The 13871-nt window shown below is 55.8% G+C and carries 13 protein-coding genes; 6 read left to right on the forward strand and 7 right to left on the reverse strand.

The annotated features are described in order from the left end of the window. The first annotated feature begins 9 nt into the window (after window positions 1-9). The 4 genes from ACA108_09280 (at window position 10) to ACA108_09295 (ending at window position 4473) form a co-directional block, all read left to right on the forward strand. Window positions 10-1152: a BamA/TamA family outer membrane protein gene (locus tag ACA108_09280; protein ID XEX97660.1), complete on the forward strand. Its 1143-nt coding sequence runs from the start codon at window positions 10-12 to the stop codon at window positions 1150-1152. A gap of 89 nt (window positions 1153-1241) precedes the next feature. Further along, complete coding sequence (locus ACA108_09285) at window positions 1242-2219, forward strand: hypothetical protein (GenBank protein XEX97661.1); 978 nt, start codon at window positions 1242-1244, stop codon at window positions 2217-2219. Further along, window positions 2219-3352, forward strand: coding sequence for a BamA/TamA family outer membrane protein (locus ACA108_09290; protein XEX97662.1), 1134 nt, complete (start codon window positions 2219-2221; stop codon window positions 3350-3352). Before ACA108_09285 ends, ACA108_09290 begins: the two co-directional genes overlap by 1 nt. Then, window positions 3352-4473, forward strand: coding sequence for a DUF4056 domain-containing protein (locus ACA108_09295; GenBank protein XEX97663.1), 1122 nt, complete (start codon window positions 3352-3354; stop codon window positions 4471-4473). The genes ACA108_09290 and ACA108_09295 overlap by 1 nt, the downstream gene beginning before the upstream one ends. A gap of 131 nt (window positions 4474-4604) precedes the next feature. Here ACA108_09295 and yghU read toward each other — a convergent pair whose 3' ends face one another. From yghU to pth, 3 genes are all read right to left on the reverse strand, one after another. Next, a complete protein-coding gene (gene yghU / locus ACA108_09300) occupies window positions 4605-5468 on the reverse strand; it encodes a glutathione-dependent disulfide-bond oxidoreductase (GenBank protein XEX97664.1) in 864 nt (287 codons plus the stop codon). 138 nt (window positions 5469-5606) lie between these two features. Next, window positions 5607-6698, reverse strand: coding sequence for a redox-regulated ATPase YchF (ychF, locus tag ACA108_09305; GenBank protein ID XEX97665.1), 1092 nt, complete (start codon window positions 6696-6698; stop codon window positions 5607-5609). A 136-nt stretch (window positions 6699-6834) separates the two neighbouring features. Then, a complete protein-coding gene (gene pth, locus ACA108_09310; protein XEX97666.1) occupies window positions 6835-7419 on the reverse strand; it encodes an aminoacyl-tRNA hydrolase in 585 nt (194 codons plus the stop codon). A gap of 275 nt (window positions 7420-7694) precedes the next feature. On the opposite strand from pth, the gene ychH reads away from it, so the two are divergent. Beyond that, window positions 7695-7973: a stress-induced protein YchH gene (gene ychH / locus ACA108_09315; protein XEX97667.1), complete on the forward strand. Its 279-nt coding sequence runs from the start codon at window positions 7695-7697 to the stop codon at window positions 7971-7973. 51 nt (window positions 7974-8024) lie between these two features. Here ychH and dauA read toward each other — a convergent pair whose 3' ends face one another. The 4 genes from dauA to lolB form a co-directional block, all read right to left on the reverse strand. Continuing rightward, window positions 8025-9698, reverse strand: coding sequence for a C4-dicarboxylic acid transporter DauA (gene dauA, locus ACA108_09320; protein XEX97668.1), 1674 nt, complete (start codon window positions 9696-9698; stop codon window positions 8025-8027). A gap of 117 nt (window positions 9699-9815) precedes the next feature. After that, on the reverse strand, window positions 9816-10763 hold the full coding sequence (gene prs / locus ACA108_09325) for a ribose-phosphate diphosphokinase (protein XEX97669.1): 948 nt from the start codon (window positions 10761-10763) through the stop codon (window positions 9816-9818). Between the two features lie 131 nt (window positions 10764-10894). After that, the gene (gene ispE, locus ACA108_09330; protein ID XEX97670.1) at window positions 10895-11764 is read right to left on the reverse strand and encodes a 4-(cytidine 5'-diphospho)-2-C-methyl-D-erythritol kinase; all 870 of its coding nucleotides are present in this window, start codon (window positions 11762-11764) and stop codon (window positions 10895-10897) included. Next, window positions 11764-12387 carry a lipoprotein insertase outer membrane protein LolB gene (lolB, locus tag ACA108_09335; protein XEX97671.1) on the reverse strand — a complete coding sequence of 208 codons (624 nt, stop codon included), beginning with the start codon at window positions 12385-12387 and terminating at the stop codon, window positions 11764-11766. The genes ispE and lolB overlap by 1 nt, the downstream gene beginning before the upstream one ends. A 201-nt stretch (window positions 12388-12588) precedes the next feature. Between lolB and hemA the strand changes: the two genes are divergently transcribed. Further along, window positions 12589-13845, forward strand: coding sequence for a glutamyl-tRNA reductase (gene hemA / locus ACA108_09340; GenBank protein XEX97672.1), 1257 nt, complete (start codon window positions 12589-12591; stop codon window positions 13843-13845). The last annotated feature ends 26 nt before the right edge of the window (window positions 13846-13871 follow it).

The following is a 13871-nucleotide window of genomic DNA, read 5'->3' on the forward strand; positions in this document are numbered from 1 at the left end:
ATACTGCTTATGAACAGGATGCTGTTGTACCTTCTGAGCGTTGGGCTTGGGCTGCCCGTGGCCGCCTGTGCCAGCGGTTTTATAGACGATACGGATGGCATGCTTGATATGAGTGATTACCTGACGGATAACCGTTACGGTTTTCTGCCCATTCCGCTAGTGATCACCGAACCGGCGGTGGGCTACGGCGGAGGGCTGTTTGGCCTGTTCCTTCACGACACGGCGGACAGCGAAAACTCAAAAGCCAGGCAGAGCGGCAAAATGATCCCCCCGGCCATGACGGCGTTCGGCGGGGGGGGGACCCAGAACGGGACATGGTTTGTTGGCGGGGGACACCGCCACACGTGGAATAATGACAGCATCCGCTACCTCGTGGCGCTGGGCTATGCGGACGTCAATCTCGACATTTATTCCGGCGATACGCTGGGGTTTGGTGGGGGGAAGGGCGTCAGCACCCAGACTAAAGGCTATGGCGGTATGCAAAGGCTGCTGTTTCGGGTCAGCGATACGCCATTCTTCGTTGGTGCATCGCAGTTTTACGCCAATATGGATATTTCTGCGGACAACAGGGTTATTAACCGGGCGCTGCAGCGTGTGCTGGGCGAAAACAGTACGACTTCCGCGTTAGGGCTGATGGTGCAGTACGACACGACGGATAACTTTTTTTATCCCCAGCGCGGCCTATCGGTAACGGGCCAGTACCAGTTTTATTCCAGCTTCCTGGGCGGGGACTATCGCTACAACCAACTGTCCATCGACGGCAAATATTTTCAGCCCCTTGGTCATGATTTGACGCTGGTGCTGGCGGGGGACTATCAGTCATTGTCGAACCACGATGGGCATCTGCCGCCGATGGCTCGGCCCTATATTAATCTGCGGGGCATCTCGCGCTACCGCTACCAGGGGGATTACGTCAGCACAGTGCAAACGCAGCTGGAATGGCAGATGACGCCGCGCTGGACGCTGCAGGGATTTGTCGGTGCCGGAAGCGCCAGCAAAGAGGCGGATGAGCTTTATCACCAGACGGAAGTAGCATGGGGCGGCGGTTTTCGCTACCTGGTGGCCCGCAAATTCGGCCTGCGCACGGGGATAGACGTCGCTTTCAGCGACAGCGAGCAGGCGGTATATTTCAACGTTGGCGCGGGCCTGTAAAAGGAATTTATTGCCCCAGACGATAACGCTAACATATATATAAAAGCATGGCTGTTCCTCCGCATGGGCGCAGTTTTGAGAGGGTTCGGATGAAGACGATTTTTAAGGGTAAACAGCAGTACCGGATGCTTGCACTGCCGCTGCTGCTGTTATCCGGGCATGCGCTGGCGGCGGCTGACACAGAATCAACCTCAGACAGCAGTACATTTCCAATCTGGGGAGATGAGGCCCGCGCGCGCGGCTACTCTATACCACTGCCGTTTGGGGTAAATTTTAGCTACATGAATATGCGTCAGAACGTTGACGTTGACAGCATTACTTTTTCCGGCCTGAAGCTTGGTACGCACGCGATCCCGACCGATATGTTCAATATTGACGTCGGCAGCACCCGCGAGCGCAGCAAAACGGAGAATCTGCGTCTGGACATGTGGGTTTTTCCCTTCCTCAACGTCTACGGCCTGGTTGGCTACACCAAGGGCTCATCCGTTTCTAACGTTTCAGTAGATGCCGATCCGTCTTTGTATACGGGTATCGATCGCATTATCGCTTCCTCCGTGCATAACCTGAATCGAAGCGGCGACCTGAAAGATATCGACTTCCAGCTGGATTTCAAAGGCCAGACCTACGGGGCCGGTTTTACTCTCGCCGGAGGCTATCAAAACTGGTTCGGCCTGGTAGATACCAACTACACCCGGACAGACTTTGATATTCTGGACGGTAAAATCTCAGCGCTGACCGTCTCGCCGCGCGTTGGCTATCGTTTTGAGCTTCAGGGCATCTCCGGGCCATCGCATCTGAGCCTTTGGGTAGGGGCGATGTACCAGGACGTGCAGCAGGAATTCAAAGGCAGCCTGTCTGATTTGCACATGCCCGCGCAGCTTCAGCCGCTGATCAACACAGTGAACAAGGACGATCAGGGCCGTTTCGACGTTAAGCAGCACCTCACGTCGCCGTGGAACACGCTGTTGGGCGCACAGTATGAAATTACGCAAAACTTTAACGTACTGACCGAAATTGGCTTTAACGAGCGCAACAGCTTCTTCGTGGCGGGCGAATATCGATTCTGATGAACAGATATGGAACGTTGTTCCTTGCTGTGCTGAGCCTGCTGTCCATTTCGCAAAGCGCCCGGGGCGTTAGCCGCGAGGAGATTGACGGTTTTCTCGGCAAGCTGGGCGCGGACAATCAATATGATGCCAGCAAAGGTATCAACTGGAGCGTGCTGCCCGGCCCGTTCTATACCCCCGAGTTAAAACTTGGCCTCGGCGCGGCGATTGCCGGGGTTTACCGCGTCGATCCAAATGATAAAACCACGCAAAACTCATCGATTTCATTCACAGGCTTTGTCAGCAGCAGCGGTGCGCTTGGCGTGGGTATGAAGTCTTACACTTTCTTCAGCGGCGACAAATGGCGCATGTTTATCGACGGCTCGCTGGCGAATATCCCAACGGGATTCTGGGGTATCGGTTACGACGCGGCGCAGGGGAACGAACAAAAATACACGGACCAGTCCGTCAGCGTGCATCCGCAGATCATGCGCCAGATCGTTGATAACCTCTACGCAGGCGTGGGCTGGGACTATTCCACCATGCATGCAACTGAGCTGGAAGATACGCATCCGGGCGATAACTTCACCCGTTACGGCGCGGTTAAAGACTCCAAAAGCTCGGGCATAACGGCAACGCTTAATTATGATTCGCGTGATGTCATCACCCGGCCACGGCGTGGGCAATTTTTCAGCGCCGAATACAGCAACTTCGATCCTTCGTTTGGCTCGGATACTCACTTTACCGTTCTGCAGCTGCAATATAATTATTACCATCCCCTGAACGAGGAGGACGTACTGGCGTTCGACCTCTGGGGACGTTTTTCCCGTGGCGATGTGCCGTGGGATCGCCTGTCTGAACTCGGGGACGACAAGCGGATGCGGGGCTACTATCAGGGGCGCTATCGCGATAAAGACGTGGTCAGCACCCAGCTGGAATACCGCAAAAAACTCGACTGGCGAAATGGCTACGTGCTCTGGCTGGGAATGGGCGCGCTGGGAGGCAGCATGGGCGATCTGCTGGATAACGCGCCGCTGCCGACAACGGGCGTCGGCTATCGCTTCGAGGTGAAACCGGACATGAACATTCGTCTTGATTTAGGATTTGGGAAAGAGAGCGCTGGATTTTACTTCCAGGTCGCGGAGGCATTTTAATGCAGGTATGGCTTTTCACACTGCTGCTTGGCATAGCAACCTTTAGCTACGGCGCTCAACCACCCGTCGCGAATATTTTACCCATTGAACAGGCGAGGCGCGCCTGGCCCGTAGTGGAAAACATTACCCCGCCGGAGTCCTTGCGCCCTTGCTGTGCGTTCGGCTATGACCTGCACGTTCGGGCAATGGGCATACCTATTCCAATCTACCAGATTGGTAACGTCCTGACGGTATCGACCCTCGGGCACCATCATTACAACGACAGCGCGTTCGGGGCTGTTAAAAATATCGTCGGCTTAAGCGACGAGAAAAGCGGCCTGATCTACACTCACCGCGGCGGTTTCATTGATATTGCCCACGTTCGTGATACCGCCGACAACACGCTCTATCTCTTCTCGCAAATCCATGCGCGACTGGGCCACGAGCGGCGGATATTCTTCAGCGAAGAACTTGGCCTGCGACGTATCCAGCTGCATGCTTTTACCCCACCTGCCGCGATGGCGGAGCGCTACAGCCTGGCCGCGTGGCTGGCAGGCCATCTGGCATTTCAGATGGCCCAGTGGCATGAAGTTGCTCAGTGGTACGGCTTTCAGTCCGTCCCGGGTTTCTCTGAAGAGATTTCCGCTTTCTCACCGGAAGATCTCTACTCCAACCTGCTCGGCGCGCGTCTGGCAATCAATGTAATCTTGCAGGGCCAGGCCGGTTCCATTGAAGCCTACGATCGCGCAATGGATAAAGCTCTGCACGCTGCGCTGATACAGTTAGGGGCCGTCAGCAAAGAAGAGACCCAAAAAGAGTTCCGCGACGTGGACGGCGGTTGGTGGAACAGCAAACGCCGGGTGCCGGATAAATTCCTGGTGCTGAACCGTAATTACGATCTGAGCGAAAACCGCCTGCCGACGGAAGTCCCGTTTGAGCAGAGGGAACGCTACCGGCTTGTGATGCCCGCTACGGTGGCTGGCATGACATTGAGCAGCCTCGGGGAATTACAAATCCACAAAGGCAGCAATATGAAAGGGCTGAAAGTGCCGGACGGCTTTTATACGCCGCCGCAGTTTAAAGCGCTGGCGGAGCAGGCGAAGCAGGCCGACCAGATCCAGCTGCAGAGAATGAATAAGTAGCTTCAACGCCATGCGCCGTTGTTTTGTCGGATGACGCCGGCTTTTCCGACCTGCTGATTTTGGGGTTTGTAGGGGGATAAGTGCAAGCACCACCCACCCATGAAGGGCCTCTGCCAGGAGGCCCTTTTAAATCATGCAAGCTTGTCCTGAGTACGCAGTTCAAAATCCGAGGCGTCGTGGCGTTCATGCAGCTGTTCTGAAGGTTCGCCCCATGTCCGGTTTACAATGCATCCACGCTTCACCGCAGGGCGGTTTGCCACTTCGTCTGCCCAGCGCTGGAAGTGATTATAAGAGGCGACGTCGAGGAATTCCGCTGAATCATACAGGCCACCTTTCGCCAGCGCGCCGTACCACGGCCAGATTGCCATATCCGCAATGGAATACTCATCGCCCGCAATAAAGCGGTGGTCGGCCAGCTGGCGATCCAGCACGTCTAATTGGCGCTTAGTTTCCATCGCAAAGCGGTTGATGGCGTATTCGATTTTCACCGGCGCGTAGTGGAAGAAGTGGCCGAAACCGCCGCCCAGATAAGGCGCGGAGCCCTGCAGCCAGAACAGCCAGTTCAGCGTCTCGGCGCGGGCGGCAGCGTCTTTTGGGAGGAAGTGTCCGAACTTCTCGGCCAGATAGAACAGAATCGAACCGGACTCGAAGACGCGAACCGGCGGGGTGGCCGAGTTATCAACCAGCGCCGGAATTTTCGAGTTAGGGTTCACTTCCACAAATCCGCTGGAAAACTGATCGCCTTCGCCAATACGAATTAAGTGCGCGTCATATTCCGCTCCGCTGACGCCGAGCGCCAGCAGCTCTTCAAGCAGAATAGTGACCTTCTGACCGTTTGGCGTACCCAGGGAATAGAGCTGCAGCGGATGTTTGCCGATCGGCAGCGTTTTTTCATGCGTTGGCCCGGCGACCGGACGGTTGATATTGGAAAACTGCCCGGCTTCGGATTTGTTCCAGGTCCACACTTTCGGTGGCTGATAGTTATTTTCGGACATGCTGTTGGCCTGCCTTTTGTCGTTGGAGTTTACTCAGGCAGATCAGTTTATGCCATTCCGGTGCTTCTGGCGAAATTAGCTTTTCAGCCATAAAAAAATCCACGCCTGAGCGTGGATTTTTCATGACGAGAAAGATGATTAAACGTTGAACAGGAAGTTCATCACGTCGCCATCTTTCACGATGTAGTCTTTGCCTTCCGCTCGCATCTTGCCTGCTTCCTTCGCGCCTTGCTCACCTTTGTAGGTGATAAAGTCTTCGTAGGCGATGGTTTGTGCGCGGATAAACCCTTTTTCGAAGTCGGTATGGATCTTACCTGCTGCCTGCGGCGCGGTAGCCCCAACAGGAATTGTCCATGCGCGAACTTCTTTTACGCCAGCGGTGAAATAGGTTTGCAGGTTCAGCAGTTCGTAACCGGCGCGGATAACGCGGTTGAGGCCCGGCTCTTCCAGGCCCATTTCGGCCATGAACTCGTCACGGTCGGCGTCGTCCAGCTCGGCGATATCAGACTCAACCGCGGCGCAAACCGCCACAACCACGGAGCCTTCGGCTGCCGCGATTTCACGCACTTTGTCCAGGTACGGGTTGTTCTCGTAGCCGTCTTCATTGACGTTGGCGATGTACATGGTTGGCTTCAGCGTCAGGAAGCTCAGGTATTTGATTGCCGCTTTGTCTTCTTCGCTCAGGTTCAGCGCGCGCAGCATACCGGCGTTTTCCAGCTGCGGCAGGCATTTTTCCAGCGCGGCCAGTTCGGCTTTCGCGTCTTTATCGCCGCCCTTAGCTTTCTTCTGAATGCGGTGCATAGCGCGTTCACAGGTATCCAGGTCGGACAGGGCCAGCTCGGTGTTGATAACCTCGATGTCGTCAGCAGGGTCAACCTTGTTGTTCACGTGAATAATGTTGTCATTCTCAAAGCAGCGCACCACGTGGCCGATAGCTTCGGTTTCACGGATGTTGGTCAGGAACTGGTTGCCCAGGCCTTCACCTTTAGACGCGCCTTTCACCAGGCCGGCGATATCAACGAATTCCATGGTGGTAGGCAGGATACGCTGAGGTTTTACGATTTCGGCCAGCTTGTCCAGGCGAGGGTCCGGCATCGGCACCACGCCGGTGTTCGGCTCAATGGTACAGAACGGGAAGTTTGCTGCTTCAATTCCCGCCTTGGTGAGCGCGTTGAACAGGGTGGATTTACCGACGTTCGGCAAGCCGACGATACCGCATTTGAATCCCATGGTTTAAATCACCTTAATAGCTTTGATATCAATGAGTTAATGTTAACTCAATGAAAAAATGGAAATAACTTTGCCTATTATACACCTAAACTGTTTTAAAGGTGCGTGGAAATGGCGCGGCCCGGGGCGCGCGGCCTTACTGAGCTTTAAAAGCGTGCAGGCGGTTGGTCGCCTTCGTCAGGCCTTCTTTCAGCCAGACTTCCGTGCAGCGTGCCGCTTCGTCTACCGCGTCATCAATAAGCTTCTGCTCGCTGGCCGGCGGCTTGCCCAGTACAAAGCCGACAACTTTGTTTTTATCGCCCGGATGGCCAATTCCCACCCGTAAGCGGTGAAAGTTCGGGTTATTGCCCAGTTTGTTAATGATGTCTTTCAGGCCGTTATGGCCGCCGTGGCCGCCACCGAGCTTAAATTTTGCCACGCCAGGCGGCAGATCCAGTTCGTCGTGGGCAACGAGAATTTCGTCCGGCGCGATGCGGAAGAAAGTTGCCATCGCGCTGACCGCTTTGCCGCTCAGGTTCATAAACGTGGTCGGCACCAGCAGGCGAACGTCCTCACCGGCCAGGTTAATGCGCGCGGTATAGCCAAAAAACTTCGCTTCTTCTTTCAGCGACTGGTTGTGGCGTTCGGCCAGCAGATCAACATACCAGGCCCCGGCGTTGTGGCGGGTTGCCGCGTATTCCGCACCCGGATTGGCCAGGCCGACAATCAATTTAATACTCACGTTTTCTTTCCTGAAAGCAGACTCAAGCCGCGTAGTTTACTGCGCCGCCGCCGCGATGACAAAGCGCAATGCGCAGCTGGCTCAATTAATGAATAGTTCAACGACTGAACAATTAGAATCTCATGCAATTCAGCAGCTTATTTGTAAACTTTTGTCATAATTTCATTCGTAATTGCGATCGCCATCGCATATAGCAAGCGGCAGTGTTGTCTATACTTTACACACAAGGAGAGGGGATATTCCCCGCCGACCCAGGAACCATCCGGAGGTGACACATGAAACGCAGAAACGCTTCGTTACTCGGTAATATTCTCATGGGGTTGGGGTTGTTCGTCATGGTGGGTGGCGTTGGTTACTCCATTCTGAACCAGCTGCCTCAGTTTAATTTACCACAGATATTCGCCCACGGAGCAGTGCTTAGCATCTTTGTCGGCGCGGTGCTCTGGCTTGCCGGCGCGCGAGCGGGCGGACGTGAACAGGTCTGCGACCGCTACTGGTGGATACGCCATTATGACAAACGCTGCCGCCGCGACGAGCAGCATCGCCACAGTTAAGTATTAAGCGGAATTAAAAAAAGCTCAGCTAAATTGCTGAGCTTTTTTGTGTCATTCCTCCAGCGCGGCCTGTACGTCAGGGAAGAAGGTTAACCTGCCGGGGATTGGTTTTACCCCCGCGCGAGCCAGCGTTTTCAGCGGCTGGAATTCAAGATTCGTTACCCGTAGTTCGCAGCCCTCCGGCAGCTTTGTCACAAAGCGCATAAAAGCATCCAGCCCGCCCGCATCCAGTACCGGCACGGCATCCCACTGCAGAATAATAAGATGGTTTTGCTCAACCCGCTGGGCCAGCTGGCTGAACAGCCCTTCTGCGGCGGCAAAGAACAGCGGTCCGGTAACCCTCAGCGCCAGCACGCCTTGCGGCGCGGTGATATTCAGCGGAGCCAGCCTGGTCAAACGGGCAATACGGCGCATAAATAGCAGCGAAGCCAGAACAATCCCAACGCTGATAGCGACAACCATATCAAACAGTACGGTCAGCGACAGGCACATTAGCATGACGATGATGTCATCTTTCGGTGCGCGCCTGAGCAAATCCACAACCTTGTGCGCTTCGCTCATGTTCCACGCTACGATCAGCAGCAGCGCGGCCATAGCCGACAGCGGCAGCCATGACAGCAAGGGGGCGAGCACCAGCAGCGCCATGATCACCAGCAGCGAATGGATGATGGCGGCAATGGGAGACGTCGCGCCCGCGCGGACGTTAGCCGCAGAACGCGCAATAGCAGCAGTAGCGGTGATCCCACCAAAGAACGGTGCGATCAGGTTACCCAGCCCCTGGCCGATAAGCTCGCCGTTAGCGTTATGCCTGGTATCCGTCATCCCGTCCAGCACGACGGCGCACAGCAGGGACTCAATGGCCCCGAGCATCGCCATTGAAAAGGCGGCGGGAAGCAGGGCGGTCAGTGAATCCCAGCTCAGCGTAAAGCTGGAGTGCGGAATATTCCACGGCAGCATCAGCTGCGGCAGCAGCTGCGGAATGCCGTTGCCCTGGGTGCCGTCTGCCAGCAGGTAATGGAAGCGGGAGCCGATAGTCGCCACGTCCCATCCAGCAAGATGCATAACGCCCATCACGGTGCAGCCCGCCAGCAGCGCGGGCAGGTGGCCCGGCAGGCGAATGCCCAGGCGCGGCCAGAGGATCAAAACGGCAAGTGTCACGATGCCAATCGCGGCGTCGGCAACATTCAGGGTTGGCATAGCCATCGCCAGCGCGGCGACTTTATTCAGGTAGTGTTCCGGCACGTGCTCAAGCTGCAGCCCGAAGAAATCCTTGATCTGCATCGTGGCAATGGTGATGCCAATCCCCGACGTGAAGCCGAGGGTCACCGGCAGCGGAATGTATTCTATCAGGCGGCCAAACCGTGCCAGCCCGAAGAGGATCAGGAAAACCCCGGACATTAGCGTGGCAACAAGTAGGCCCGCTAAACCGAACTGCTGGGCGACGGGATAGAGGATAACCACAAAGGCGGCGGTTGGGCCTGAGACGCTGAAGCGGGAGCCACCGCTGAGCGCAATGACAATCCCGGCGACGGCTGCCGTGTAGAGGCCATACTGCGGGGCCACGCCGCTGCCGATAGCGAGCGCCATGGCTAACGGGATAGCGATGATCCCAACGGTGATACCGGCGATGGCGTCGCGGGTAAAACGGGAAAGGGTATATTTGTCGCGCCAGCAGGCGTCAATCAGGGCGCGGAAAGGCAAAACTCGAGAAGATACGTTTTTCACTTAATTCATCCGTGAGCGCATCATCTGTCATAAAGGCAGGTGAAGGAGGCTGTGCTTAACAATAGGGGCCGGTAAAACGAAAAAACCCGCCGGAGCGGGTTTTTTTAGCGGGTCCGATTAGTGTTCGAACATCGCAGAGATTGATTCTTCGTTACTGATACGGCGGATAGCTTCGGCCAGCATACCGGACAGGGTCAGGGTGCGGACGTTAGGCAACGCTTTGATTTCATCAGACAGCGGGATGGTATCGCAGACAATCACTTCATCAATGACTGAGTTACGCAGGTTGTGAACCGCGTTGCCGGAGAAGATTGGGTGAGTGGCATAAGCGAATACGCGTTTCGCACCACGCTCTTTCAGTGCTTCCGCTGCTTTGCACAGGGTACCGCCGGTATCGATCATATCGTCAACCAGCACGCAGTCACGGCCGCTCACATCACCGATGATGTGCATAACCTGAGAGACGTTAGCGCGTGGACGACGTTTGTCGATGATAGCCATGTCGGTATCGTTCAGTAGCTTAGCGATCGCGCGGGCACGCACTACGCCACCGATGTCCGGAGAAACCACGATTGGGTTTTCCAGGCCAATCTGCAGCATATCTTCCAGCAGGATTGGGCTACCGAAGACGTTGTCTACCGGCACATCGAAGAAGCCCTGAATCTGTTCTGCGTGCAGGTCCACGGTAAGAACACGGTCAACCCCAACACTTGAAAGGAAGTCAGCTACTACCTTTGCCGTGATTGGCACACGAGCAGAACGCACGCGGCGGTCCTGACGAGCGTAACCAAAGTAAGGGATAACAGCGGTGATACGACCTGCAGAGGCGCGGCGCAGGGCGTCGACCATAACAACGAGTTCCATCAGGTTGTCATTGGTGGGAGCACAGGTGGACTGGATGATGAAAATATCACCACCGCGTACATTTTCGTTGATTTGTACGCTTACTTCACCGTCGCTAAAACGACCGACGGCGGCGTCACCAAGAGAGGTGTACAGGCGGTTGGCAATACGTTGTGCTAGTTCCGGGGTGGCGTTACCAGCAAAAAGCTTCATATCAGGCACGAGAAAACCTCAGGCATGCGTCCAGTGGCGGATGGATGCTACCGCAACGATGCGGCAGGTAAGGGTGGGGCAACACCCATCCAGGCGGTGTATAAAGAGCTTGATGCAACGTCTGAAACGAGGTGACGTTGTCACCAATACTCAGCTTGCCCGGATATGGCCTGGTGCAGCGGGGAGAGATTGACGCCTCGCGCAACAAACCCGTGCAGCCATTCCGGGGCTTGCTCAAGCACCTGGCGGGCTGCGGACTCGGTGTTAAATTCAGCAAACACACAAGCGCCGGTGCCAGTCAGGCGCGACGGCGCGTATTCTAACAGCCAGGAAAGCAGCTCATCAACCTTACGAAATCGTTTTCTTGCGATAAGCTCACAATCATTACTAAATTCACATTTTAGTAACGTTTCGACGGAGCGTCTCGGGGTGTTTCTCGGCAGCTCAGGATCTTTAAAGATAACGGGGGTCGGAATGCTTACGCCGGGGTGGGCCACCAGATACCATTTTTCTTCGGGATTAACGGGGGTCAGCTTCTCCCCGACGCCCTCAGCAAAGGCTGCGTGACCCCGCACAAACACCGGGACGTCCGCCCCAAGCGAGATGCCCAGCTCAGCAAGCTGGTCTTCGCTCAAACCGGTTTGCCACAAATAGTTAAGCGCCACCAGAACCGTCGCCGCATTGGAAGACCCTCCACCCAGTCCTCCGCCCATCGGCAGGCGTTTTACAACACCTAAATCAGCGCCGGCCCCGTCGGGCAGCGCGCCCAGACGAAAGGCTTCCTTTTGTAACAGACGGGCTGCGCGGACGATCAGATTCTCTTTGTCCGGAACGCCTTCTATCTGCGTCAGCAGGTTTATTACCCCGTCGCTACGCGGCTCGATGAGAATGGTGTCGCCATAATCAAGAAACTGAAACAGCGTCTGCAAATTATGGTAGCCGTCTTCACGACAGCCGGTGATATACAGGAAAAGATTCAGTTTTGCCGGGGACGGCCAGCGGGTCTGCATTATTTAACGGTCCAGTTATCCATTTTCAGCTTGATGCGCTGGTCGCCTTCGCGCAGTTCCATATTCGACGGCAGGGACGGCTGTACTTTATCGTCGTAGTCTTTATAAACCACTTTCCAGGTTTTGCCGTCCTGAGTGTAGTTGACTTCGCTCAGGCGATACTGGCTGTCCAGCTTATAGTCTGTCGCTTCGCCCGGCAGGCCAAGCATCCACTGGCGCAGGCTGTTAAGCGGGATTGGCATCCCGGTCAGCTTGCCAATCATCTCTTCGGCGTCGTCGGCAACGTAATGCTTGCCGTTGCGGTCGGTTAACTGTACCTCGCCCGGTTTGGCATTCAGCTCAAGCTCGGTGCTGCCTAATGGGTTGGTCAGCAGCAGGCGGTATCTGTCCGCCGCGGCTTGCTGCCAGTTAAAGCGCGCGTAAACTTTTTGGCTATCAGAAAGATAGGCGAAAGCGCCGCGGGTCTGATACTGGGTGATTTTTTGCACTTGTTGCTGGTGTTGTAACCACTGCGGCGAATCCGGGCTTTTGCCAGGACCGGTAGGTTGGTTGAGCGCGCACCCCGCCAGAACCAGGCTTGCGAGGGGCAGAAGGCGCATCAGACGGGCTTTTGGCATTAACATAGCGCAATGAATCCTTATAAATCGTTATTGTAGTTAACCGTTCATGCTAGCGGCGCACAGCCGGGGCGTCTATGGTCATGTTATCCTAAATCAAAAAATGGCCTGCTAGCCGCAAGGGATGGCTCTCTTTTATTGAGGGGGCGCATCCTGTATGATGCGCGCAGAAATCCTTATCAACATCGGTATTACTCAGACCGCTCAATGACCCTGTTAGCGCTAGGCATCAACCACAAAACTGCTCCCGTATCGCTGCGAGAACGCGTCACGTTTTCGCCGGACACGCTCGACCAGGCATTAGGTAGCCTGCTTGAACAGCCGAGCGTACAGGGCGGCGTCGTGCTGTCTACCTGTAACCGGACCGAGCTTTACCTGAGCGTTGAAGAGCAGGATAACCTCCACGAACAGCTGGTGCGCTGGCTTTGTGATTACCACAGCCTCAACGAAGAGGAAGTGCGTAAAAGCTTGTACTGGCACCACGATAATCACGCCGTCAGCCATCTGATGCGCGTGGCCAGCGGGCTGGATTCGCTGGTGCTAGGCGAGCCGCAAATCTTAGGCCAGGTGAAAAAGGCGTTTGCCGATTCACAAAAAGGCCACTCGCTCTCCAGCGAGCTGGAACGTATGTTCCAGAAATCCTTTTCCGTTGCTAAACGCGTGCGTACCGAAACCGAAATCGGTGCCAGCGCCGTATCCGTAGCGTTTGCAGCCTGTACGCTGGCCCGCCAAATCTTCGAATCGCTCTCAACGGTTACCGTGCTGCTGGTCGGCGCGGGCGAAACTATTGAGCTGGTTGCCCGGCATCTGCGCGAGCACAACGTGAAGAAGATGGTTATCGCTAACCGTACCCGTGAGCGGGCACAGCTGCTTGCCGATGAAGTGGGGGCAGAAGTCATCAGCCTGAGCGATATCGACGAACGCCTGCGCGACGCCGACATCATCATCAGTTCCACCGCCAGCCCGCTGCCGATCATCGGTAAAGGCATGGTTGAACGCGCCCTGAAAGCGCGGCGTAACCAGCCGATGCTGCTGGTGGATATCGCTGTGCCGCGCGACGTGGAGCCGGAGGTAGGCAAGCTTGCCAACGCCTATCTGTACAGCGTTGACGACCTGCAGGCGATTATTCAGAGCAACCTTGCCCAGCGCAAAGCCGCGGCGGTGGAAGCGGAAACTATCGTCGAGCAGGAATGCAGTGAATTTATGGCCTGGCTGCGCGCACAGAGCGCAACCGAGACCATCCGCGATTACCGCAGCCAGGCGGAGCTGATTCGCGACGATCTGGCCGGCAAGGCGCTTGCCGCGCTCTCTCAGGGTGCCGACGCCGAAGCCGTACTTCAGGATCTGGCATGGAAGTTAACCAATCGCCTGATCCACGCACCAACCAAATCACTTGCGCAGGCTGCCCGTGACGGGGATGACGAACGCCTGCAGATCCTTCGTAACAGCCTCGGGCTGGATTAGCACAACAACTCTTATTACAAGGTGAT

This window comes from Dryocola sp. LX212, from assembly GCA_041504365.1.
Taxonomy (GTDB): domain Bacteria; phylum Pseudomonadota; class Gammaproteobacteria; order Enterobacterales; family Enterobacteriaceae; genus Dryocola.